This is a genomic window from Cryobacterium sp. M96 (genome assembly GCF_002929845.1).
In the GTDB taxonomy this organism is placed as follows: domain Bacteria; phylum Actinomycetota; class Actinomycetes; order Actinomycetales; family Microbacteriaceae; genus Cryobacterium; species Cryobacterium sandaracinum.
Genome location: NZ_PJJS01000054.1, coordinates 169,659 through 194,038, shown reverse-complemented (window position 1 = coordinate 194,038; position 24,380 = coordinate 169,659). Strand labels below are relative to the sequence as shown.

Genomic DNA, 24,380 nt, shown 5'->3' with positions numbered 1-24,380 from the left:
GAGGGTCAATCGCGCCAAAGTTGATACTTGCATAAACCTATATAGGTGTGATCCAATATAAACATGTCGTTGAAAATCGCCCTCCTCGGGATCCTGGACCTCGCACCGATGACGGGATACGACCTCAAAAAGAGCATCGAGGCATCCGTCGCCCATTTCTGGTCCGCCGACCAATCCCAGATCTACCGCACGCTGGCGGCACTGGTCTCCGACGGTCTCGCCGACGTCGAGGTCATTCCGCAGGAGGGACGCCCCGACCGGCGCGAGCACCACATCACCTCGGCCGGCCGGACGGCCCTGGGCGACTGGCTGCGGGCGCCGCTGGAACCCGAAACCTCGCACGACGCGTTCCTGATGCGGCTGTTCTTCGTCGGCACCCTGGGGGTGCCGGCTACCCGGGCACTGCTGCGGGCGCGGCGCGGTCAGGCCACCGCGATGCTGGCCGCACTGCGTTCCGTCGCCGAGCAGGAGCAGGCCCACCGCGAGCCCGACGATCGTGCCCCGGACGACCTCGGACGCAGGCTGCGCTTCGCAACGCTGCGGAACGGAATCCTCCACGCCGAGGCGGAACTCGCGTGGCTGGTCGAGACGAAGGAGGCCCTCGGATGAGCCGTCCCCGCCAGCGCCTGAAATTCCGCTATCCCCTGCAGCACGGCGTTGACACCACGGGGACCGACACGATCATGTTCCTGCACGGCGGCAGCGTCGCGTCGTGGTCCTGGAGACCGCAGGTGGAGGGAATGCCAGACCGGCATCTGCTCACCCCCGACCTGCCCGGTTTCGGCGCCCGGGCCGGAGAGGACTGGCTTTCCCTCGGTCAGACCGCCGACGATGTGGCCGGCATCATCGCCGCTCACGCGTGCGGCGGCCGGGCCCATCTGGTGGGGCTGTCCCTGGGCGGCCTCGTGGCCACGCACGTCATGGCCCGGCACCCGGGACTGCTGCACTCCTGCCTGGTGTCCGGCGTGCCGCTCACCGGGGTGCACGGCACGGCCCGGTTCCTGAGCACGATGCAACTGCGGCTCTGGGACAGCCCCTGGTACTGGCGGGCCCAGGCGAAGGCTTTCGGCCTGCCCGCCGACGCGGTCGACCTGTTCGTGGAACACGGACTGAGCCTCCGAACCGACAACGCCCGGCGCGTCTTCGCCGAGGTGAACCGCGGCGGCGTCCCGGAGAGGCTGCAGGACTACCGCGGCCCCCTGCTGGCGGTGGCGGGCGAACGGGAGTCCCGCCTCGTCCGGGACAGCTTTCCCGCGCTGCTCGCCCATTTGCCGCAGACTCGCGCCTGGACCGCACCCGGCATGCACCATGTCTGGAGCATCGAGGATGTGAACCTGTTCACCCGGATGGTGCTCGGTTGGGTCGACGCGTCAGAGGTGCCGGGTGAGAAGAGCCGTTGAATCAAACCGGGTCAGTGTCGGCGTCGGCGTCGGCGTCGGCCGTCGTCTCGGCCAGGGACTCCGGGCCGCTCGTGACCAGCAGGTGGAATTCTGCGGCGTCGAGGATCCGCAGGCCGAGCGCCTCCGCCTTGGCCAGCTTCGACCCCGCGCCCGGACCGGCGGCCACGAAGTCGGTATTCTTCGACACGCTCCCGGCGGATTTGCCCCCGGCGGAAATGATCGCCTCCTGCGCCTCTTCCCGGGTGTAGCCCTCGATCGAGCCGGTGGCCACCACCATGAGCCCGGCCAGCACTCCCCCGGCCGCCGCAGCGGCTCCCGGACCGGGGTGTTCCGATATGCGGAACTGAACGCCGGCCACCGTCCACTGCTCCACGATGCCCTGGTGCCAGTCCACCTCGAACCACGCGATGATGGCGTCGGCGATGATGCCGCCCACCCCGTCGACCTCGGCGAGCTCCTCGCGGGACGCGGCCCGGATCAGCTCGAGAGAACCGAAGTGGCCGGCCAGGGCGCGCGCCGCCACCGGCCCGACGTGACGGATGTTGAGGGCCACCAGAAGCCGCCACAGCGGCTTGGTCTTCGCCAGCTCGATCTCGCGCAGGAGCTTCTGCGCACTCGACGACGGCTGCGGTCCCTCGACGCCCTTCTTCTTCTCGGCGGCCGTGGGGTTGCGCCGGAACGGCGTGCGCAGCCGCACGGAGCCGTCATCCTCTTCCTTGGCCAGCCCGGTCTCGGCGTCCCGCACGATGACCTCGATCGGCAGCAGGTCGTCGAGGGTGAGGTCGAACAGGCCGGCCTCGGTGGGCAGGGGCGGCTCCACCGGACGGGTGGGCTGGGTGAGAGCGGCGGCAGCCACCTCGCCGAGCACCTCGATGTCGAGGGCGCCGCGGGAGCCGATGTGCTCGACCCGGCCGCGCACCTGAGCCGGGCAGCTGCGCGCGTTCGGGCAGCGGAGGTCGATGTCGCCCTCCTTGGCCGGGGCGAGCGGCGTGCCGCACTCCGGGCAGTTCACCGGCATGACGAAGGCTCGCTCGGTGCCGTCGCGCAGCTCGACCACCGGGCCGAGCACCTCGGGGATGACGTCGCCGGCCTTGCGCAGCACGACGATGTCGCCGATCAGGATGCCCTTGGCTTGGACCACGTCCTGGTTGTGCAGGGTGGCCTGGCGCACCTCGGAACCGGCGACCCGCACCTTCTTCATGACGGCGAACGGCGTGGCCCGGCCGGTCCGGCCGACGCTGACGACGATGTCGAGCAGCCTGGTGTTGACCTGCTCGGGCGGGTACTTGTAGGCGATCGCCCAGCGCGGCGCCCGGCTGGTGGCACCGAGTTCGGCGTGCAGGGCCAGCTCGTCGACCTTGATCACGATGCCGTCGATCTCGTGGTCGACGCTGGCGCGGTGCTCGCCGTAGTAGGCGACGAAGTCCGCCGCGAGAGCCGCGGAGGGTTCCACCCGGTAGTAGCTGCTGGTAGGCAGACCCCAGCCCTGCAACAGCTCGTAGACCCCGGATTGGGACGCGACCGGCGGGGTGGACCACGCGCCGATGCCGTGCACCAGCATCCGGAGCCGGCCGAGCCTGGCCCGCATCAGGCGCAGCGGTTCCGCGGCCTTACCCTCGGCCTTCTGGCGCAGGGAGCCGGCCGCCGCGTTGCGCGGATTCGCGAAGACGCGTTCGCCGGCGGCGACCTGCTGCGCGTTGAGCTCGAGGAATTCGGCGACCGGGAAGAACACCTCACCGCGCACTTCCATCAGGGGCGGATGCCCGGTGCCCCGCAGTTTTCTCGGAATGCCGGGCACCAAGGCGACGTTCTCACTGACGTCCTCGCCGACCACCCCGTCGCCGCGGGTGGCGGCGCTGACCAGCACCCCCTGCTCGTAGCGCAGGTTGATCGCGAGTCCGTCGATTTTGAGCTCGCAGAGGTAGTGCACGGGTCGCCCGGCGTCCCGTTCGACCTTCGCGGCCCAGAGGCCGAATTCGTCGAGCGAGAAGACGTTGTCGAGGCTGAGCATGCGTTCGGCATGCTGCACCGGATCGAACAGGCTGGTCTCGGCGCGGCCGCCCACGGTCTGGGTGGGGCTGTCCTGACTGGCCAGCTCGGGGAATTCCCGCTCGAGCTCGGCGAGGCGGTGCACCAACGCGTCGTATTCCGCGTCGGTGATGACGGCCTCGTTGCGGTCGTAGTACGCGTCCCGGGCTTCCAGGATGCGCTGAGTCAGGTCGGAGACCTCGGCCGCGGCGACGTGCAGGGGCGCGTCTGCCGCCGGGTCGGGCGCCGGGCTATGCATCGACGGCGACCGCACTGACGGCACTAACCGTGCGATCGATGGTGCACTGCCCGAGCACGCGGGTGCCGAGGTAGACGACGGCGGTCTGCCCGGGCGCGACGCCGGTGAGCGGCTCGGCCGGGATGATCACGAGCTCGGTGGTGGCGCCGCTCCCGCGGCTCGCGCTGGTCTCGGCGGACGAGCCGGCCTTGAGCGGAACGACCTGGGCCACGGCGGGAACCGGGTCGGCGTGGGCGCGGATCTGCACGTCGCAGTCGAAGGCGATCTCCGGGTGCGCGGGGGCCACGCCGCACCAGGTGAACTTCGTGCCGGCGATCTTCTTGATCGCGAGCGCCTCTTTCGGCCCGACGATGACGGTGTTGGAGATCGGGCGCACCTCGAGCACGAACCGGGGCTTGCCGTCGGCGGCCGGGGTGCCGATCTGCAGCCCCTTGCGCTGCCCGACGGTGAACGCGGCCGCCCCGTCGTGCGTGCCGAGGGTGTTGCCGTCCCGGTCGAGGATGTCCCCGGTCGCCGGCGGCACGCGCTCGGCCAGCCAGCCTCGGGTGTCGCCGTCGGGGATGAAGCAGATGTCGTAGGAGTCGGGCTTGTTCGCCACCGAGAAACCGCGCGCCGCGGCCTCCGCTCGCACCTCGGCCTTGGACGGCGTCGCGCCGAGCGGGAACATCGAGTGCGCCAGTTGGTCCTGGGTGAGCACGCCGAGCACATAGGACTGGTCCTTGGCCCAGGCGCTGGCGCGGTGCAGCTCGCGGTTGCCGTCGGCATCCGTCACGATCGTGGCGTAGTGACCGGTGGCGACGGCATCGAAGCCCAGGTCGAGGGCCTTTTCGAGCAGGGCGGCGAACTTGATGCGCTCGTTGCAGCGCATGCAGGGGTTCGGGGTGCGGCCAGCGGCGTATTCGGCGATGAAGTCGTCGACCACGTCGAGCTTGAACCGCTCGGAGAAGTCCCAGACGTAGTACGGGATGCCGATGATGTTGGCCGCCCGCTGGGCATCCATCGAGTCCTCGACCGTGCAGCAGCCGCGGCTGCCGGTGCGCAGGGTTCCGGGCATCCGGCTGAGGGCCAGGTGCACCCCGACCACCTCGTGTCCCGCCTCGACCATGCGGGCTGCGGCGACGGCGGAGTCCACCCCACCGCTCATTGCTGCCAAAACCTTCACTTGACGAGTGTAATCGGGTGAGCGCCCCCGCGCAGCCCTCGCGCAGCCCCCGCGCAGCCCTCGCGCAGCCCTCGCGCAGCTCCCGCGCAACGAAACGATGGGCCGGGACGAGCGACGACAGACGCCCGCGGCACCAGCCAGGGCCAGGGCCGGTGTCAGGGGATATCGGTCAGGGTTCGCTCAATCGAGGCGAGGCGAAGCTCCAGCAGGGCGAGCCGGTCGAGCACGGCCTGGTTGCTCGCGGTGCTCTGCTCGACGAGGCCGCGCAGGTCCGCCGCTTCGGCGAACTCCGCCTGCTTCTCGCGCGACCGCAGCACGGCCGCCACGATGCTCGATGTGACGCCGGCGATAATGCCGACAATGGCGATCCAGGCGAACCAGGGAATGTTGTCCATCAATGTGTGCTTTCTGTGTCGGCTGCGACCGCCGCAACGATGCGTGCGACGTTGGTGGTGACCTCGAACGAAACGACCTCGAAAAATTTCAGGGCCTTGCCGTCGTCGGAGAGTTCGAGGTGCCCGGTCACGTAACCGGCCGATTCGAGTCGTTGCAGGTGCATGTACAGCAGGGCCCGGGACATCCCCAGCCGGCGGGCGAGCTCACTCACATGGAGGGACTCCTCCGCCAGCAGGGCGATGATGCGGAACCGGTGCGGGTTGGCGAGGGCGGACAGCCGGGCGATCTCCTCGTCGAGCGTCATCGTGCCCACGCTCCCCTCGACATCCATCTACCTGCAATAAATACCTTACACGTGTAGGCCCAAGCCGTCCAGCACCGCCACGTCAGCCGCGCGGCAGCTGCGCCGCGGGTGAGGAGCGACGACGTGCAGCAGAGCACGGATGCCGCGGCGCGGCTCAGCGGCCCGGCATCCGGTCGGCCAGGCCGGCCCGGGCCGCCCGGACGTGGGCGGCCGGGAGAGCGGCGAGCAGAGCGTCGACGTCGGCCTCGGTGTTGGTGCGGCCGAGGGTGATCCGCAGGGCGCCGCGCGCCTCCACTTCGCTGCGGCCCATGGCGCGCAGCACGTGGGAGGGCTCGGCCACGCCCGCCTGGCAGGCAGACCCCGTGGACACCGAGATGCCCGCCACGTCGAGCAGGAACAGGAGCGAGTCACCCTCGCAGCCCGGGAAGCTGAAATGCGCGGTGCCCGGCAGATGGTTTTGCGGGTCCGGGTCGCCGTTCACCACAACGGAGGGTACGGCCGAAGAGACGCCGACGACGAGTCGCTCGCGCAGCGCGGAGATCCGCGCGTTCTCCGCTGGAAGGTCGTGCAGGGCGTTTGCCGCGACCGCGAATGCCACGGCCGCCGCGACGTCCTGGGTGCCGCTGCGTACCTGACGCTGCTGCCCGCCGCCGTGCAGCAGCGGCTCGACCGTGGCCCGGCGCGAGAGGGCGAGCGCCCCGATCCCCACCGGGCCGCCGATCTTGTGTGCCGAGACGCTGAGCGCGGCCACGCCGGCCTGGCTGAGGGCGTGGAAATCGATCGGAACGTGGCCGTACGCCGCCACCGCGTCGACGTGCACCGGGATGCCGTGCGCCGCGGCGAGCGCGGCCACCTCGGCGACCGGCTGCAGGGTTCCGACCTCGTTGTTGGCGCTGAGACAGGTGATCAGGGCGATGTCGTCGGGGTTCGCGGCGATGGATTGGGCAACCGCTGCCAGGTCGATCCGGCCGACGGCGTCCAGCGGCAGCCACTCGACTACGGCTCCCTCGTGCCGATCGAGCCACTCGACCGTGTCCATGGTGGCGTGGTGCTCGCCTCCGGGAACGAGGATGCGGGTGCGCGGCTGCCTGGCCCAGAACAGCCCCTTGATGCCGAGGTTGATCGCCTCGGTGCCGCCGCCGGTGAAGACTACCTCGATCGGGTCGCAGCCGAGGCTGGCAGCGACCTGCTCGCGGGCCTCCTCGAGCATCCGTTTTGCGTTCTGACCCTGGCTGTGAACGGATGCGGGATTGCCCACCACCCCCATCGCCCGAACGTAGGCGTCAATGGCTTCGGGCAGCATGGGGGTGGTTGCCGCATGGTCCAGATAGATCGCCATCTCGCTCCTTTCGCGCTCGCTCGAGTTTCGCCAGGTCCCACCGGCGGGTCTCCTGGTGGTAAATCACGGCTTCTGTACTCATTACTCTAGAACGCATGACCCCGCCTGATCCCCTGCGCAGCCTCGGCGTGCGAGTCACGACCCACGGCGGCGAACTCCGCGTGTGGTCGGAGACCGCCGACGCCATCGACCTGTGCATCTTCGACGCCACCGACCCCCACTGGATCATCAAGACCGTGCCCATGGTCAAGGATGAGCACGGCGTCTGGTCCGGACACTCCCGAACCCTCTCCCCCGGACGCCGCTACGGCATCCGCGTCTCTGGTCCCACCGCCCCCCGCAACTCCTTCCACCCCGAGAAGACACTGATCGAACCCTATTCCCGGGGACTCGTGCGGGTCGGCCCCGACCAGTGGCAGTCTTCCGTAGTCGACGGCGATTTCGACTGGGCCGGTTCGGTCAAACCGAGGATCGCCCTGGACCACACCGTGGTCTACGAGGCCCACGTTCGCGGCCTCACCAACCTCAGCCCCTCGGTGCCGGCGAACCTCCGCGGCACCTATGCGGGCCTTGCCCACGAGTCGACCATCGGCTACCTGAAGAACCTCGGCGTGACCAGCGTCGAACTGTTGCCGGTGCAGGCGTTCGTGTCCGAGCAGCGCCTGATAAAGCAGGGTCTGAGCAATTATTGGGGTTACAACACCTTCAACTTCTTTTCACCGCACGCCGACTACGCCACCCAGAAGTCCCAGGCCGCCGGTCCCGAAGCGGTGCTCCGGGAATTCAAGGGCATGGTCAAGCTCCTACACGAGGCCGGCCTCGAGGTCATCCTCGACGTGGTCTACAACCACACCGCCGAGGAGGGCCCGAACGGCCCCGTCAGCAGCCTCCGCGGCATCGACAACGCCGCCTACTACCGGCAGAACAGCGCCGGCGGATACATCGACGTCACGGGTTGCGGCAACACCCTGAACGTCTCCCACGACGTTCCCCGCCGACTCGTGCTCGACTCGCTGCGCTACTGGGCGAACGAGGTGCAGATCGACGGTTTCCGCTTCGACCTGTCCGCCACGCTCGCCCGGGACGAGAACGTCGACTTCCAGGCGGACAGCCCGCTGCTCGCCTCGATCACGGCCGACCCGGAACTCTCGACGGTCAAGCTGATCGCCGAGCCCTGGGACATCGGGATGGGCGGCTGGCAGACCGGCAATTTCCCGGACGGCTGGACCGAGTGGAACGACCGCTACCGCGACCGCATGCGGTCGTTCTGGCTGACCGACCTGGCGGCCGCCCGCGACGGGCACGCCGGGAGCGGGATCGGGCGCTTTGCGACCCGCCTCGCAGGTTCCGCGAACACCTTCTCCCGGGAGCGCGGCCCGCTCGCCTCGCTCAACTTCATCACGGCCCACGACGGTTTCACGATGGCCGATTTGACCTCGTACAACGTCAAGCACAACGTCGGCAACGGGGAGTCGAACCGCGACGGCACCGACTCCAACAACTCGTTCAATCACGGCGCGGAGGGTCCGACCCGGGACCGGGACATCCTGACCGCCCGGCGCAAGGCCATGCGCAACCTGCTCGCGACCCTGCTGCTGTCGGCCGGCGTGCCGATGATCACCGCGGGCGACGAATTCGGTCGCAGCCAGCGCGGCAACAACAACGCCTACTGCCACGACAGTGAGCTCACCTGGTTGAATTGGGACCTCGACGACTGGCAGGAGGACCTGCACCGGGTGACTCGGCGCCTGCTCCAGCTGCGCCGCGAGAACCCGGCGCTGCGCCCGGTACGGTTCGGACGCCCCGGTGAGACGACCCTCAGCGCCAGCGAAATGAACTGGTACAACGCGGAGGGCCGGTCCATGTCCGAGGACGACTGGCACTCGTCCGGTGAGCGCACTCTGCAGTACCTGGCGGCGAGCACCCCGGAGCACGAGGATTTCAACCGTATCCTGCTGATCGTGCAGGGCCGTGAGGAGGAGGTGACGGTGACGCTGCCCCTGCACACGGGCGTCACCTCGTACTCGCTGCTCTGGGATTCCAGCCACGACGACCTGAGCGACGCCGTCATCGAGCACGCCCCCGGCGACCGGTTCCTCGTACCGGCCGCCTCGATGCAGCTGCTCCGGGCGCACTGAGCGTGGGCAACCGGACCATGGGCAACCGGACCGGGGGCCGCTGACCGTGGCCAAACGGGTGGAGGGAAGCGCCGGTACTCCGGCGACGGTAGCGCTGGTGCGCGCCGGCATCCCGTTCACCCCGCACGCCTACCCGCACGAGGCGTCGTCGACGAGTTTCGGCCTGGAAGCGGCGGAGAAACTCGACGTCGCCGCCGGCCGGGTGTTCAAGACTCTGCTGACGGATGTCGACGGCCGGCTGGTCGTCGGCGTCGTGCCGGTCACCGGCCAGCTCGACCTCAAGGCTTTGGCCACCGCCGTGGGTGCAAAGAGGGCCGTGATGGCAGACCCGTCGCTCGCCGAGCGCAAGACCGGCTACGTGGTGGGCGGTATCAGCCCGATCGGCCAGAAGAGCCGGCTCACGACCGTGGTCGACGAGAGCGCCCTGACGTTCGACACCGTCTTCGTCTCCGGCGGGCGCCGCGGTTTCGACATCGAGCTGACGCCGGCCGATCTGGCCCGGGCCGCCTCCGCGGTCTTCGCGGCGATCGCGCGCCCGTAACCGCACGAAAAAACACCTCCGTCGGAACGAAGGTGCTTTTTCGTGAGGCCGGTCAGCGCTAGCCGGCGACGGCGATCAGACCCATCTCGGCGGGGCTCACCAGAAGCGCGTTGTGCGGCACGACCCGCACCGTGTAGCCGAATGCGCCACCACGGTCGAGTTCTATCGTGCCGGTGAAGAGCGTCGGCGTACTGGCATCCGTCGCACCGGTCCCCAACGGTTCCGTATTGAGCGGCAGGGTGTTGACGTCACTCAGGTCGTCATTGGTGAGGCTCTTGCCGTAGACGACCTCGACGGTGACGTCCTCGGGCGCAAGACCGTTCAGCTGCACGTGTGCGCGGAGGTGCAGTGCGTCGCCGACCTGCGGCACCGGGGCGACGCCGCCGGATTCGACGTGGGTCACGGCGACGCCGGGCCAGGCCGAGACGATCCGCCCCTTCCAGGCGGCCAATTCCCGGGCGGCCCGGTAGTTGTTCTCGGACAGGCGGGCCGCGGCTGTGCCGGCAGGCCGGTACAGCTCCTGCACGTACTGGCGCACCATCCGACCGGCGTTGAGTTCCGGTGAGAGCTTCGCGAGCGTCTGCCGAATCGAGGAGACCCAGCGTTCGGGCACTCCGTCGGCGTTGCGGTCGTAGAACTTCGGTGCGACCTGATGCTCGATCAGCTCGTACAGCGCGTCCGCCTCGAGCCGGTCACGTTCGGCCGCGTCACCGGCGGCGTCTGCGGTGGGGATCGCCCAACCGTTGTTGCCGTCGTAGTATTCCGGCCACCAGCCGTCGAGGATCGACAGGTTGAGGGCGCCGTTGAGGGCCGCCTTCATGCCGGACGTGCCGCACGCCTCGAGCGGGCGCAGCGGATTGTTGAGCCAGACATCCGTGCCTGGGTACATCAGCTGGGCCATACCGATGTTGTAGTCGGGCAGGAACGCGATCTTGGTGCGCAGCGCCGGGTCGGCCGCGAACTGCACGATCCTCTGGATCAGGCGCTTGCCCTCCTCGTCGGCCGGATGCGATTTGCCTGCGATTACGATTTGGATCGGGTGTTCGGAGTGCAGCAGCAGCGCGCGCAACCGCTCGGGGTCGTGCAGCATCAGGGTCAGACGTTTGTAGGTCGGCACGCGGCGGGCGAACCCGATCGTGAGAACGTTCGGGTCGAAGACCCGCCCGATCCAGGACGGCACGATGCCGCCCGGGTTCTGGCCCTCCCAGGCCGCGGCGATCCGTCGGCGGGCGTCCTCGACGAACTGCAGGCGCATCTGGCCGCGCACCTGCCACAGGTCCGTGTCGGACACGGCGGGCGACGCCCAATCGGCGTCGGACGTGTCGCTGGTGCCCAGACGGCTCTGCGCGAGCGCGAGAAGGGCCGGGTCGGTCCACGTGGGGGCGTGCACACCGTTCGTGATCGAGGCGATCGGCACGTCGTCGGCGTCGAAACCTGGCCATAGACCCTTGAACATCACCCGGCTGACCTCGCCGTGCAGCTTCGAGACGCCGTTGGCGCGCTGCCCCAGTCGCAGGCCCATCAGGGCCATGTTGAAGACGTCCGGGTTGCCATCCTGGAAGTTCTCCGCGCCGAGGGCGAGGAGGTCGTCGACGGCGACGCCCGGAAGCAGGTCAGTCTCGAAGTAGCGCCGCACCAGGCTGCGCTCGAACCGGTCGATGCCGGCGGCGACCGGCGTGTGGGTCGTGAACACCGTTCCGGCCCGGGCCACCTGCAGCGCCTCCGAAAAACTGAGCCCCTCGCCGATCAGGCTGGAGATGCGCTCGAGGCCGAGAAAACCGGCGTGACCCTCGTTGGTGTGGAACACCTCAGGGTCGGCCTGGCCGTTGAGGCTGCTCCACTTCTTCACGGCGCGCGCGCCGCCGATGCCGAGCAGCAGCTCCTGCAGCAGACGGTGTTCGCCGCCGCCGCCGTACAGGCGGTCGGTGACCAGTCGCAGGTCGTCGGTGTTCTCGGGGATGTCGGTGTCGAGCATCAAGAGCCGGATGCGACCGACCATCGCCTGCCAGACCCGCGCGTGCAGGGTCCGGTCGTCGGGAAGTGCGAGGGAGACCTGCACGGGCGAGCCGTCGGCCCGGCGCAGCACCGACAGCGGCAGGCCGTCGGGGTCGAGCAGCGGGTAGCTCTCCAGCTGCCAGCCGTCGGGTGAGATGGCCTGGCTGAAGTACCCGGCACGGTAGAACAGGCCAACACCGACCAGCGGCACGCCAAGGTCCGAGGCGCTCTTCAGGTGATCGCCGGCGAGGATGCCGAGGCCGCCCGAGTACTGCGGCAACGCGGCGGCGATGCCGAACTCCGGGGAGAAATAGGCGATGGATGCCGGCTTGTCGCCCTCGAGCCCCTGGTACCAGCGGGGCTTCTCGAGGTACTCGCGCAGTTCGTCGCGGGTGGCGTTCGCCCACGCCACGTAGTCGTTGTCCTGGGCGAGGGCTTCGAGGCGGGCCGTGTCGACGGCCCCCAGCAACGCGACCGGGTCGGTACCGCTCTCACGCCACAATTTAGGGGCGATGTGCTCGAACAACTGGCGGGTCGGCTCATGCCAGGACCAGCGCAGGTTGCCGGCAAGCTCGTCGAGCGCGGCGAGCGACTCGGGCAGCACGGTTCGGACGGTAAATTTGCGGATCGCTTTCACATCCTCAGCCTAGGCGCGGGGCGTGTCCGGCGGGTGAATAGAGGCAGCATTACACCCCCAATCCGCGCTACGGTCAGTAGGTGGCTAAGACAGTAAAACGCACAGGCGCGGCTCCTGAAACCCTCGGCGCGGTTCAGGAAGTCCAGACGACAGACCCGGCAGAACCCCGGATCGGCCGTATCCCGATCCTCGATCTGTCCCCTCAGCTGAACGACGACCTCTGGCCCGCGAAGGCGTTCGTGGGCGAAGCGGTTCCGTTCGCCGCGACCGCGTTCAGGGAGGGACACGACCTCATCGGCGTCATGCTGCTGCTGACCGCTCCCGATGGAACCGAGTCGCAGCATCCGATGTCCCTGAACTCCCCCGGCACCGACCGCTGGGAGACGCTCGTCACCCTCGGAACCCAGGGCCGCTGGACCTACCGCGTGCGCGCCTACGCCGACGACTGGGCCACCTGGCGGCACAACGCCTCGCTGAAGATCCCCGCCGAGGTCGATGTGGAACTCATGTTCCTGATCGGCTCTGAGCTGCTCATCCGAGAGAGCGCCGTCAAGACCCGCCCTCTGAACGAGCGGCGCACGTTCACCGCGGCCGCGAAGTCCCTCGTCGACCCGGCCAAGTCCGTCGCCGCCCGCTTCGATGTGCTCAGCAGCCCGAAGCTGGCTGCCGCGGCCGCCGTGCGCCCGATGGCCAGCCTCGAATCGGTCTCGGAATCCCGGACCGTGCTGGTCGAACGCACCCGGGCCGGCGTCGGCTCCTGGTACGAGTTCTTCCCTCGGTCGGAGGGCGCCGTGAAGCGCGCCGAAGGCTCCTGGCAGAGCGGCACCTTCCGCACCGCGGCTAACCGGCTTCCGGCCGTCGCCGCGATGGGCTTCAACGTGCTCTACCTGCCGCCGATCCACCCGATCGGCCTGGCTTTCCGCAAGGGACCCAACAACACCCTCAACGCCGGACCGAACGACCCCGGCTCGCCCTGGGCGATCGGGTCGGCGGACGGCGGCCACGACGCCATCCACCCGGACCTCGGCACCGTCGCCGACTTCCAGTTCTTTCTTGCGGTCGCTCGCGAGAACGGCCTCGAGGTCGCGCTCGACCTGGCCCTGCAGGCGTCGCCCGACCACCCCTGGGTCACCGAGCACCCGGAGTGGTTCACCACGCTGCCCGACGGGTCCATCGCCTACGCCGAGAACCCGCCGAAGAAGTATCAGGACATCTACCCGGTCAACTTCGACAACGACCCTCTGGGTATCCGCGCCGAGGTGCTGCGGATCGTGCGGTACTGGATCGGAGTGGGCGTCAATATCTTCCGGGTCGACAACCCGCACACGAAGCCGCTCGATTTCTGGGAGTGGCTGATTTTCGAGATCAACGCCGAATTCCCCGATGTCTTCTTCCTCGCCGAGGCCTTCACCCGGCCGGCCCTGCTGCAGGGCCTGGGCAAGGTGGGGTTCCAGCAGTCGTACACCTACTTCACCTGGCGCAACACGAAGCAGGAACTTGCGGAATTCTTCGATGGCCTCGCCCACGAGACCGCCGACTTCCTGCGACCGAACCTGTTCGTGAACACTCCCGACATCCTCTCCGAGTATCTGCAGTTCGGCGGCCCGGCGGCGTTCAAGATCCGGGCGGCCCTCGCGGCCACCGCGGCGCCGACCTGGGGCGTGTACACGGGCTTCGACCTGTTTGAGTGCGTGGCCCGGCCCGGCGCCGAGGAGAACATCGACAACGAGAAGTACCAGTACCGGCCGCGTGACTTCGCGGGCGCCGAAGCGGCCGGCGCGTCCCTGGCGCCCTACCTCACCCTCCTCAACCGCATCCGCGCCGAGCACCCGGCCCTCGGGCAGCTGCGCAACCTCGATCTCCACGAGAGCGAAGACGAGGGGATCCTCGTCTACAGCAAATTCCTCGACGCGCCGTTCACAGGCAGCGGGCACTCGGACGCGTTGATCATCGTCGCCAACGTCGACCCCCACTCCGTGCGCCAAACCGTCGTGCACCTCGACGTCGCCCGGTTCGGTCTGCCGTACGGCTCCGTGTTCGAGGTCGAGGACCTGATCACCGGTGCCATCTGGACCTGGTCGGCCGACAACTTCGTGCGCCTCAACGCATTCACCGAACCGGTGCACATCCTGCACGTGAAAGGACCAGCTCAATGAAGCACGCACAGGGAGGTCCGGCGGCCAAAAGGGCCGCAGACAAAAAGACCGCTGACAGGAAGACCCTGGACAAGGCGGGCGCCGCCCAGCCTCAGGGAACCGTCAAGGCGAGCGTGCCGAAGCCTGCCGGAGCGCTGCACTCCCCCGCGCCGTTCGAGCTGCCGGTCATCGCCGACCACGTCCTCCAGGCCGTCTCCACCGGCAGCTACTACAACCCGCACGAGGTCCTCGGCCAGCACCTGATCGAGCAGGCCGGTATCGCGGACCCGCTCACCGTCATCCGTGCCCTCCGCCCGCTCGCGACCGAGGTCTTCGCCGTGCTGCCCACGGGCGCGCATGTGGAGCTGGCTCACCTGGGCCACGGTATCTGGCAGGGCGTGAGCGCTCTCGGCCTTCAGGACTACCTGCTGGAGGCCCGCTACAGCGACGCCCCCACCTGGATCGTCGATGACCCCTATCGCTACCTGCCCACCCTCGGCGAGCTCGACCTGCACCTTCTCGGCGAGGGTCGACACGAACGCCTGTGGGATGTTCTCGGCGCCCACTACCGGCCGAACGCGGGCCCGCTCGGCACCACGTCTGGCACATCCTTCGCCGTGTGGGCCCCGCATGCCCGGGCCGTCCGCGTGATCGGCGACTTCAACGCCTGGACCGGCACGCTGCACGCCATGCGCAACATGGGCAGCACCGGGGTCTGGGAGTTGTTCGTGCCCGGGCTGACCGCCGGCTCCAACTACAAGTTCGAGCTGATGACCCGCTCGGGCGACTGGGTGCGTAAGGCCGACCCGATGGCCCGCTACACCGAGATCCCGCCCAAGACGGCCTCCATCATCGGTGAGACCAGCTACGAGTGGGCGGATGCCCGCTGGCTCACCGACCGTTCGGCCACCGACCCCCACAACCGGGCCATGAGCATCTACGAGATGCACGTCGGGTCGTGGCGTCCGGGGCTGAGCTACCGCGACCTCGCCGACCAGCTGATCGACTATCTGAACGAACTGGCGTTCACGCACGTGGAGTTCATGCCGCTCACCGAGCATCCGTTCGGCGGCTCGTGGGGCTACCAGGTCACCGGCTACTACGCGCCGACGAGCCGGTTCGGCCACCCCGACGACCTGCGCTACCTGATCGACCGGCTGCACCAGGCCGGCATCGGCGTCTTGATGGACTGGGTGCCCGGGCACTTCCCGAAGGACGACTTTGCGCTGGCCCGCTTCGACGGCGAAGCGCTGTATGAGCATCCCGACCCTCGCCGCGGCGAGCAGATGGACTGGGGCACCTACGTCTTCGACTTCGGCCAGAAGCAGGTTCGCAACTTTCTGGTCGCGAACGCCCTCTACTGGCTCGAGGAGTTCCACATCGACGGGCTGCGGGTCGACGCCGTGGCCTCGATGCTCTACCTGGACTACTCCCGCGAAGACGGTCAGTGGGAGCCGAACATCCACGGCGGCAACGAGAACCTCGAGGCGATCAGCCTGTTGCAGGAGATCACGGCCACCGCCTACAAGCGCAATCCCGGAGCGGTCATGATCGCCGAGGAGTCCACTAACTGGGGTGGGGTCACGGCGCAGACCAGTGCCGGTGGTCTCGGGTTCGGTTTCAAATGGAACATGGGCTGGATGCACGACACGCTGGAGTACATGCAGGTCGACCCGATGTACCGGGCGCACCACCACAACCAGATCACGTTCTCATTCGTCTACGCGTTCAGCGAGAATTTCCTGTTGCCGATCAGCCACGACGAGGTCGTGCACGGCAAGGGCTCGCTGGTCGCGAAGATGCCCGGTGACTCCTGGCAGCAGCTCGCCAACGTGCGCGCCTACCTCGCCTTCATGTGGGCGCACCCCGGCAAGCAACTTCTGTTCATGGGCCAGGAATTCGGGCAGCGCTCTGAGTGGAGCGAAGAGCGCGGCCTGGACTGGTGGACCCTCGACCAGCCGGCTCACCGCGGCCTGTTCACGCTTGTCGGTCAACTGAACCGGGTGTACCGGTCGAACCCGAGCCTTTGGGCTAAGGACAACGACCCGAGCGGCTTCGAGCTGCTCGAGGGCGGCGCGGCCGCCCAGAACGTGGTCTCGTTCCTGCGCTGGGACACCGACGGCAACCCCATTGCCTGCCTGTTCAACTTCTCCGGGGCGCCGCACAACGGTTACCAGGTCGGCCTGCCGTTCGCCGGGGTGTGGGAAGAGATTCTGAACACGGATGCCGCGGACTTCGGCGGCTCCGGGGTCGGAAACCTGGGTGCCGTGACCGCGCTCGACGTGCCGTGGGCCGGACGCCCGGCATCCGCTGTGGTGACCCTGCCCCCGCTGGCCGGTCTCTGGCTGCGCCTGCAACGCTGACCCGCTTCGCCCCAGTTCGCGAGAGCGCGGAAATGGCCCCGTCAAAACGCCGACGGGGCCATTTTTTTGCCACTTCGGACGCGTGGGCCTGAGCGACTCCATTCCAAACGAATTCGACGGAGATTTTGCCGAAATCAGCTCCAGACACCACTAAAAAGCGGTTCTAGACCAAAATCTCCGTTGAATTGGTTCGACGCCGTCGTCTAGTACAGCAGCGCGGTGAGGCGGGAGCGGGTGGGCGGCACCCGCGGGTCGTCTTGGCCGATGACCTCGAACATCTCCAGGATGCGCTCGCGGATCAGGTTGCGGCCGGCCGGCTCCTGCGCGGGAAAGAGGGCGAGCAGCCGATCGAAGGCATCCTCGATGTGACCGCCGGAGAGGTCGAGGTCGGCGACCGCGAGCTGCGTTAGCAGGTCGTCGGGCGCGGCCGCGGCGGCTGAGCGGATCTCGGCCATGGTCTTGCCGTGCAACCGGGCCAGGAGGCTCACCTGGGCCAGGCCGGCGACGGCCATCTGGTCCCGGGGGTCCCGCGCCAGCGCGGTCTTGTAGAGAGCGATCGCCGCGTCATAGTCTCCGCGGTCGATGGCGTCGTAGGCCTCTTGGTGCAGCGGCGGCAGCTCGGGTTCTCCGGAGGCCGGCGCCTCCGCTTCGGCGTCGCCGGAGGCCTCCGGGGCGGCCGCCATGGCGGTGACGCCGTGCTGCGCCGCGAGCTCGAAGACCCGGTGCAGAACCTCGCGCACCTGGCCCTCAGGCAGTGCGCCACTGAACAGCTGCACCGGCTGACCGCCGATCACGGCGGCCACGGTCGGGATCGATTGCGCCTGGAAGGCCTGGGTGAGCTGCGGGTTCGAGTCCACGTCGACCTTGGCCAGCACGAACTGGCCGGCGTATTCCAGGACGAGCTTTTCCAGGATCGGCGTGAGCTGCTTGCACGGCTCACACCATTCGGCCCAGAGGTCCACGATGACCGGAACACTCATCGAGAGTTCCAGTATTTCGCCGAAATTCGCATCCGTGCCCTCGAGCACGAGGCTGGGTACCGCGACCGGACCCGCCGCGGGTGTACCGGGCACGCCCGGCGCCGGCGGTGCGCCCGGCGCCGGCGGTGCGCCCGCGGCCGGCGCCGGTGGACGGTTCACCAGCGTAGACAGGTCGACGGCTCCGCGCAGGTTCATGCCGGACAGGGACGGGGGGACAACACTCATGGAAGCTCCGTTGATGAGATCAGACCCTGGGAGAAACCAAGGAAGACGATTTTTTCGTTCGAACCGGCGGCCGGAACATGGAACAGGAGCTGGTCGCCGTAGGTGCTGGTGATGCCCTTGGCCGTGGCGGTGATGCCGGAGAGGGCCTTGCTGGCACCCTCGGGGCTCACGGTCGCGCCGGCATCCACCGGTTTCACCGTCTCGGTCTCGGTCAGGCTCACGGCGACGATACTGCCGGAGTCGTTGGTCGCCAATGCCACGGTGCGCCCGGTGCCGGCGGCCGCACCGAATTCGATCGACGCCGTCGAGGGCAGGCCGGCCTGGCGTGAGGTCTTCAGTTCGGTGACCTGGGTGCGGAAGCTGTCGCCCTCCGCCTCGAACAGGGCGTAGGAGGGGCTGGCCTCCCCCAGCTGGAGCACGTCGGCGTAGGCCGCGGCGACCTGGTCGGGTGAGAGCAGGAGGAACGTGGAGTCGGGTGCAATGATCGGGGCGCCGATGGTCGCCGGGGCGACCTTGGGAACCGTGGCGGCCGCTTCAAGCTGAATCATGTATTCGACCAGGTAGTCGGCCCGCGGCGACTCCTGTCGCAGCACGAGGGCCGTCGGCGCGGCGGCAGTGTCAGCCTCGTCCTGGAGGACCGTCATGACGACGCGCGGCCAGGTGGAGGACTGCTGCGGCAGCGTGAGCCGGAGGGGTGACGTGGGCAGCGCCGGCAGCGCGGCGATGGCCGGGTCGGCCCCCCGGATCTTGTAGTTCGCCAGTCGCTTCTCCAGTGCCGGGCCGGTGAACCGGGTGGCGAGGATGTCGGCGTTGAGGTTCGCATCGGCATCCGCGGTCAGCGAGGCGATATCGGCCACGATGCGTTCGAGCTGCGGCACCGTCACGGCGGGCGGCGGCACGTCCTGGGCCGGGCCGGCGGTGTCGGTCGGAGTCGGCGTCCCGCTGGTGGCGGCGTCGGGAGCGGACGTGGCCGGCCAGAAATCGGCCGAGCAACCGCTGAGCACCAAACCGCTGACCAGGATCAGGGGCATGGCGACCATGGACCGAGCGATCGACTTACCGGATCCGTTGATCTGGCTCGGCTTGATGGCCTTCGGACGGGGCACGCGCGGGAGCCGGGGCATCCGTGGCCCGCGGGGCAGATTGCGGCGGGGGCCGCGGGAGCGGCGCAGGTGCAGGAGCGCCAGGAGGTAGATGATCAAGCCGATTAGGCCGACGGCCGCGCCGCCGACGATCAGCGGGCCTGCCCAGGGTGTGGAGTTGTCGGTGGGCCAGGACAGGCTGACATCTGTGGGCGCGGAGGCCGTGCCGTCGGAGGCCACGATCAGGGAGATGCCGTCGGGAACCTTGAGAGTGGTGGTCAGCGTGTTCTCAGCCGTGAACTCCTGCAGCCACAGGTCGGAGCCCTCCGGGTTGGTGACCGTCTCCGACTCAGCCGCGGAGTCCGCTGGCGCCGCAGAGCCGGACTCAGACTCGGCGGCCGATTCGGCCTCCGTAGCCGGATCGATGAGTGTGCTGCTGAGGGCGACCGTGTCCTTGTCCTTGCGGATGTCGACGAACGGTTCGTCTCCGAGCCACGCCTTGACGTCGTCGGTGCGCCCGTAGGCCAGGAAAACCGTGTCGGAACCGCTGACGGTGATCGTCTGGCTTCCCGGCACGGCGTTGAGAGCACTGGGCTCGACCACCGCGAAGCGGGCGTCCTCCACGGATGCGCTCAGGCTCACCGAGGCCGGATCGAGAAAAAGGGTCCGCTGGGCGATGCCGAGCACAATCATTGCCGCAGCAAGGACGAATGCCACTATGGCAAGAACAAAACGCACGTCAACCCTCCTGTGTCGCCGGCCGCTCATCGCGCACACGGGCACGTTGGACCCGGATGCGGGCCCGATCAGCAACAGACAGGACGTCTTACGATACTGGTTGCCCCTGAGAGGCACCTAATAATCCCTCGGGTTGGGACGCGCCAGTGCCTACTGAACAGACTAAAATTGTGGAGGCTTCCTTCGTCAGTCCGTAAACGGGGGTCAGAGGCCCATTTTGAGGAGACAGCGTGGCGAACGACGAAGCAGACTTCACCCAGGTATTCCGCGGCTACGACCGCGACGAAGTCGACAAGACCATCCAGGGACTGCGCCGCGACCTGATTCAGGCGAATACCCAGGGCACCGAGGCGAAGAAGGAAATCAAACGTCTCACCACCCAGATCGACGATCTGAACGCGGAAATCGAAGAGGTCGGCAGCCCCACGTTCTCCGGCCTCGGCACCAAGCTCGAGAACACCCTGCGCGTGGCGGAAGAGCAGTCGACGAGGGTGATCGCCCAGGCGGACATCGACGCCGAACGGCTGCGCGCCTCCGCAGCAAGCGAAGTGCAGACCCTGCTCCGCGAGGGCAAGGAGCAGGCCGAACGGGCACTGTCGGATGCCGCGGTCAAGGCCGGCCGCATCCTCAATGATGCCGTCGCTGAAGCCGACGACTTACTCGCCCGGGCCCACGAGGACTCCACCACGCTCACCCAGGACGCCGTGCACGAAGCGGCGGCCATCCGCGGAGCGGTGGCCACCGAGGCCGCCGAGCTGCGCGCAACCGTGAAGCGGGAAGTCGCCGCGATCCGCTCGGAAGCGGAGCGCGAGGCCGCCGAGGTTCGCGTGGTGGCCCAGCGGGAGGCGACCGAGGCCCGCGAGGTCGCGGCCGGGCTCACGAGCGAGACCGAGTTGACCCGCTCCGAAGTCGCCCACGAACTCGACCAGCAACGCGCCGACCTGGCCCGGGAAACCGAACAGGCTCGCATCGACCTCGCCGCCGAGACGGAACAGCACCGCATAGACCTCGCCCGGGAAACCGAACAGGCTCGCATCGACCTCGCCCACGAGACCGAGCAGGCCCGCAACCTTCTCGCGATCGAGATCGAGCAGGCGAAAACCGACCTCGAACGGGAGACGCTGCAGCAGCGCGCCGATTTGTCCGTTGAAAGCGAGCAGGCCCAGACCGACCTAGCCCGCGACCTCGAACGCCAGCGCGCCGACCTCAGCCGCGAGGTCGACAAGGCGCGCGTGGGCCTCGCGGCCGAGATCGAACAGTCACACGCCGACCTCGGTCGGGACAATGAGCAGACCCGCGCCGACTTCACCGCCGAAAGCGAGCAGCTGCGCATCGACCTGGAGAACCATCTGACGGCCACCCGCAAGCGGGGAGAGCACGAAGCCGCCAAGCTCAAGCGCGAGATCGATCAGACCAGGGCCGACCTCGACGTCGAGCTGAAGGCCCGGCGGGACGAAGCGGAGCAGGGCCAGCTGCAGCGCCACCAGGAGGCGGTGGCCCAGACGCAGAAGTTCGTCGCGGATGCCACCAAGCAGCTTGCCGAGACCAACCGGCGCACGGTCGAACTGCGCGCATTGAACGACCAGCTGGACGCCTCCGCCCGCGACGAGGTCAGGGCATCGAAGAAGGTTGCCGAGGAGTCGGCGGAACGTCTGGTGCGGGACGCCGAGACGCGGGCCGCCGCGCTGGCGACCGATGCCGAACTGCGCACGCGCGTGCTTGTGGCCGACGCGGAGGAGCGTCTGTCCCAGATTAGGATTGAGCGTGACGCCGTGGCCGGCTACTTCGAGAGCCTGCGCGGTCTGCTCACACAGGCGGAAAAGGTCGCCGCCAGCGACGACGACGAGCGCTGACACCAGCCGAGGGGATATCAGTGAAGATCCAGAATGCTTTTCGCGTCGGACTGATCGGCACCCTGGGCGTCGGCGTCGGCCTGCTCATCATCACGTCGGTGATCACTCTGCAAACGATCATCACCTACATCGGTGCGGCACTGTTCCTCGCGCTCGGGCTCGACCCGGCCATCTCCTGGCTGGAGAAGAAGAGGTTTCCCCGCTGGGCAGCCATGCTCACGGTGCTTGTTGCCGTGATCGGGGTTCTGACCGGAGTGATCTTCGCCGTCGTGCCGATCATCGTCAACCAGGTCTCCAACCTCTCCAAGGCCATCCCGGACCTGGTCACGTCGATCAACACCTCCACCTTTCTCGCCGATGTACAGAGGCAGTTTCCGGCTCTCCCGCTATCGAAAATCACAGAGTCGGTCACCGATTTCGTCGGCGGCAACATCACCAACATCACGAGCACGATCATCCAGTCCGGCCTCGCCATCGTCAGCGGACTTTTCGGCGCCCTGATCATCCTGATCCTCACGCTGTACTTCACGGCATCGCTGAACAGCATCAAGCAGGCCGTATACCAGCTGGTACCAGCCTCGAAGCGGGCTCGGTTCGCCGATCTCAGTGAGCAGATCACGACATCCGTCGGCCGATTCGTGATCGGCCAGGGAGCCCTGGCGCTCTGCAACGGCGTGCTCAGCTTCACCTTCCTGTCGATCATCGGCGCGCCGTTCCCGGCGCTGCTCGCGCTGATCGCGTTCCTGTTCTCGCTGATCCCCCTCGTGGGCACGATCTCCGGGTCGATCATCATCGTGCTGACCTGCCTGATCCCCGGAATCGGCAGCTCGACGTTCACAGCGTTGGTCGCCGCGATCTACTACCTGATCTACATGCAGGTAGAGGCCTACCTGCTCAGCCCCAACATCATGAACCGGGCCGTGTCCGTTCCCGGCGCCGTCGTTGTGGTCGCCGCTCTCGCGGGCGGCAGTCTGCTCGGCATCCTCGGCGCGCTGATCGCCATCCCCGTCGCCGCGGCAACCATCATGATCATCAAGCAGGTCGTGATCCCCCGACAGAACAAACTCTAGGCCGATCGGGTACTAGGCCGACGCAGTCCACTCCGTGGGCAGAGGCGCGGCGGCCGGGTTGACCACGGCGACGATCTCGTCGAGTACGCGGCGGGTGGCACTCTCCCCCACCCACAGGTGCTTCCCGCCCTCCACGGCGATGAGCCGGGTGTCCGGCACGCTCGCGAAGCGTTCCCGGGCCTCCTCGGGGCGGAGATAGTCGTCGAACTCGGGGATGACGGCCACCAGCCGCGCGTCCCGGCCGGTCCAGGCGGCCAGCTCGGCGTCAGAGGCCCGGTGCAGTGGCGGAGACAAGAGGATGGCACCCCGGATCGGGTGCTCCAGGCCGTACTTGATTGCAAGCTCCGTGCCGAACGACCAGCCGAGCAGCCAGGGATCGGGCAGCCCGCGCTCGGCGACGAACGCCATCGCGGCGGCAACGTCGAGGCGCTCATCGACGCCGCCGCCGAAGCTGCCGCCACTCGTGCCGCGCGGCGAGGTCGTGCCGCGAGTGTTGAAGCGCAGCACCGCCAGGTCGGCCAAGGCCGGCAGCCGCCCGGCCGCCTTGCGCAGGATGTGCGAGTCCATGAAGCCGCCGTGGGTGGGCAGCGGATGCAGCGTCACCAGCGTCGCCACCGGTGCCCGGCTCACGGGCGTGGCCAGTTCGCCGACCAAGGTCAGGCCGTCCGCGGTGTGCAGCTCGATCTGCTCGCGCACGGCCGGTAGCTCGACGCCGCCGCGAATTTCCACACTCGAAGTCATGGTTTCTCCCCTGGTGCCGCTTGGGCGGTTATTTGATCTTCCAGCAGTGCGAGTGCCAGTGGCGCCTCGCGGCAAGGTCGGATGCCTCACCCATGACGCCGTCGCCGCGCCAGGCGACCACGTGCGCGGTGCCGGGCGCAACCTCGCGGTGGCAACCGGGGCACACGTACGATTTCACGGCTTGCGGCCCCGGTACGGGTTGCACCGTCCAGAGGCCGTCGCGGCGGGTTTCCGTGCGTCGCCAGCCGGCACGCATCCGCTCAAGGCCGTCATCAGCGGCTCCCGGACCGGGCTTGCGGCCACGGGGTCGGTTGCTGCGGGCCATTGAGCCAGTCTACGTGCGAGCCTGGAAGAACAAGGAGCGCTAGTACCAGCCGACGTCGCCGGAGTGCGCCCAGGCGCCGCAGGGGGTGCCGTAGCGGCCCGAGATGTAGCCGAGGCCCCACTGGATCTGGGTCGCGGGGTTGGTCGCCCAGTCGTCGCCGGCGGTGGCCATCTTGGAGCCCGGCAGTGACTGCGGGATTCCGTAGGCACCGCTGGAGCTGTTCTCCGCATTGACGCGCCAGCCGGACTCCTTGTTCCAGAGCGACACGAGACAGTTGAACTGATCGTCGCCCCAGCCGCGGGCGGCCACCGCATCAGCGGCGATCGCCTGCGCCGAACCGGGGTCAGGAACGGCCGCCGACGGAGCCGAACTCGACGCGGACTTGGACGCGACGGGAGCGGCGACGGGAACGGGAACAGGCTTGGGTTTCTCGGTGACGGTGAAACTGTCACGCGTGAAGATGTTCGAGGCTGCCGCAGCGACCTGGATCTCCTGGGCTGCCTCACCGTTGAATCGGTCGCCAGCAACCTGGAAGTAGGGTGACGCCGTCGCGCCGGAATACGGGTCGACGATAGTGACGAGCACGAACGCCGCTGCGGCGGTGAAGGCGAAGAGGGGGACGCGCCCGCGCGAGCGGGACCTTCTCATTCTCACCTTGAAGGGCCTACC

Annotated in this window: 19 protein-coding genes; 8 read left to right on the top strand and 11 right to left on the bottom strand. The window is 68.3% G+C overall.

Features of this window, described 5'->3' with window-relative positions; genetic code table 11:
• Positions 1-63: 63 nt before the first annotated feature.
• Both CXY79_RS14965 and CXY79_RS14960 read left to right on the top strand, forming a co-directional pair.
• Positions 64-609, top strand: a complete 546-nt coding sequence (locus CXY79_RS14965) for a PadR family transcriptional regulator (protein WP_104103228.1) — start codon at positions 64-66, stop codon at positions 607-609.
• Positions 606-1,400, top strand: coding sequence for an alpha/beta fold hydrolase (locus tag CXY79_RS14960; RefSeq protein ID WP_104103225.1), 795 nt, complete (start codon positions 606-608; stop codon positions 1,398-1,400). The genes CXY79_RS14965 and CXY79_RS14960 overlap by 4 nt, the downstream gene beginning before the upstream one ends.
• Before the next feature lies 1 nt (position 1,401).
• Here CXY79_RS14960 and ligA read toward each other — a convergent pair whose 3' ends face one another.
• From ligA to CXY79_RS14935, 5 genes are all read right to left on the bottom strand, one after another.
• Entirely contained in the window at positions 1,402-3,687 is a 2,286-nt protein-coding gene (gene ligA, locus CXY79_RS14955) for an NAD-dependent DNA ligase LigA (RefSeq protein ID WP_104103549.1), read from the bottom strand.
• Positions 3,680-4,849, bottom strand: coding sequence for a tRNA 2-thiouridine(34) synthase MnmA (gene mnmA / locus CXY79_RS14950; protein WP_134374238.1), 1,170 nt, complete (start codon positions 4,847-4,849; stop codon positions 3,680-3,682). Before mnmA ends, ligA begins: the two co-directional genes overlap by 8 nt.
• A 155-nt stretch (positions 4,850-5,004) precedes the next feature.
• Positions 5,005-5,244: a hypothetical protein gene (locus CXY79_RS14945; RefSeq protein ID WP_104103220.1), complete on the bottom strand. Its 240-nt coding sequence runs from the start codon at positions 5,242-5,244 to the stop codon at positions 5,005-5,007.
• Entirely contained in the window at positions 5,244-5,576 is a 333-nt protein-coding gene (locus CXY79_RS14940; protein WP_233191536.1) for a winged helix-turn-helix domain-containing protein, read from the bottom strand. Before CXY79_RS14940 ends, CXY79_RS14945 begins: the two co-directional genes overlap by 1 nt.
• A gap of 127 nt (positions 5,577-5,703) precedes the next feature.
• Complete coding sequence (locus tag CXY79_RS14935) at positions 5,704-6,888, bottom strand: cysteine desulfurase family protein (RefSeq protein WP_104103217.1); 1,185 nt, start codon at positions 6,886-6,888, stop codon at positions 5,704-5,706.
• 95 nt (positions 6,889-6,983) lie between these two features.
• Between CXY79_RS14935 and glgX the strand changes: the two genes are divergently transcribed.
• Both glgX and ybaK read left to right on the top strand, forming a co-directional pair.
• Positions 6,984-9,026 (top strand): glycogen debranching protein GlgX, encoded by a 2,043-nt coding sequence (gene glgX, locus CXY79_RS14930; protein WP_104103214.1) that lies wholly within the window; start codon positions 6,984-6,986, stop codon positions 9,024-9,026.
• Between the two features lie 46 nt (positions 9,027-9,072).
• Positions 9,073-9,567 (top strand): Cys-tRNA(Pro) deacylase, encoded by a 495-nt coding sequence (ybaK, locus tag CXY79_RS14925; RefSeq protein ID WP_198411422.1) that lies wholly within the window; start codon positions 9,073-9,075, stop codon positions 9,565-9,567.
• 58 nt (positions 9,568-9,625) lie between these two features.
• Here ybaK and glgP read toward each other — a convergent pair whose 3' ends face one another.
• Complete coding sequence (glgP, locus tag CXY79_RS14920) at positions 9,626-12,199, bottom strand: alpha-glucan family phosphorylase (RefSeq protein WP_104103207.1); 2,574 nt, start codon at positions 12,197-12,199, stop codon at positions 9,626-9,628.
• Between the two features lie 80 nt (positions 12,200-12,279).
• On the opposite strand from glgP, the gene CXY79_RS14915 reads away from it, so the two are divergent.
• Positions 12,280-14,355 carry a maltotransferase domain-containing protein gene (locus tag CXY79_RS14915; protein ID WP_174843138.1) on the top strand — a complete coding sequence of 692 codons (2,076 nt, stop codon included), beginning with the start codon at positions 12,280-12,282 and terminating at the stop codon, positions 14,353-14,355.
• Entirely contained in the window at positions 14,352-16,697 is a 2,346-nt protein-coding gene (glgB, locus tag CXY79_RS14910) for a 1,4-alpha-glucan branching protein GlgB (RefSeq protein ID WP_104103204.1), read from the top strand. The genes CXY79_RS14915 and glgB overlap by 4 nt, the downstream gene beginning before the upstream one ends.
• A 203-nt stretch (positions 16,698-16,900) precedes the next feature.
• Here the strand turns inward: glgB and CXY79_RS14905 are convergent, their stop codons facing one another.
• Complete coding sequence (locus CXY79_RS14905) at positions 16,901-17,902, bottom strand: tetratricopeptide repeat protein (RefSeq protein ID WP_104103201.1); 1,002 nt, start codon at positions 17,900-17,902, stop codon at positions 16,901-16,903.
• Positions 17,899-19,722, bottom strand: a complete 1,824-nt coding sequence (locus CXY79_RS16090) for a hypothetical protein (RefSeq protein WP_158250307.1) — start codon at positions 19,720-19,722, stop codon at positions 17,899-17,901. The genes CXY79_RS14905 and CXY79_RS16090 overlap by 4 nt, the downstream gene beginning before the upstream one ends.
• Before the next feature lie 230 nt (positions 19,723-19,952).
• Here CXY79_RS16090 and CXY79_RS14895 point away from each other — a divergent pair, with 230 nt between their 5' ends.
• Positions 19,953-21,575: a hypothetical protein gene (locus CXY79_RS14895; RefSeq protein WP_104103195.1), complete on the top strand. Its 1,623-nt coding sequence runs from the start codon at positions 19,953-19,955 to the stop codon at positions 21,573-21,575.
• A 20-nt stretch (positions 21,576-21,595) separates the two neighbouring features.
• Positions 21,596-22,645 carry an AI-2E family transporter gene (locus CXY79_RS14890; RefSeq protein ID WP_104103192.1) on the top strand — a complete coding sequence of 350 codons (1,050 nt, stop codon included), beginning with the start codon at positions 21,596-21,598 and terminating at the stop codon, positions 22,643-22,645.
• Between the two features lie 12 nt (positions 22,646-22,657).
• Here CXY79_RS14890 and CXY79_RS14885 read toward each other — a convergent pair whose 3' ends face one another.
• The 3 genes from CXY79_RS14885 to CXY79_RS14875 are packed head-to-tail and all read right to left on the bottom strand — an operon-like array spanning position 22,658 to position 24,359.
• Positions 22,658-23,386, bottom strand: coding sequence for an alpha/beta hydrolase (locus CXY79_RS14885; RefSeq protein WP_104103189.1), 729 nt, complete (start codon positions 23,384-23,386; stop codon positions 22,658-22,660).
• A gap of 28 nt (positions 23,387-23,414) precedes the next feature.
• Complete coding sequence (locus tag CXY79_RS14880; RefSeq protein WP_104103184.1) at positions 23,415-23,711, bottom strand: hypothetical protein; 297 nt, start codon at positions 23,709-23,711, stop codon at positions 23,415-23,417.
• Between the two features lie 39 nt (positions 23,712-23,750).
• Positions 23,751-24,359, bottom strand: coding sequence for a lytic transglycosylase domain-containing protein (locus CXY79_RS14875; protein WP_104103181.1), 609 nt, complete (start codon positions 24,357-24,359; stop codon positions 23,751-23,753).
• Positions 24,360-24,380: the final 21 nt, after the last annotated feature.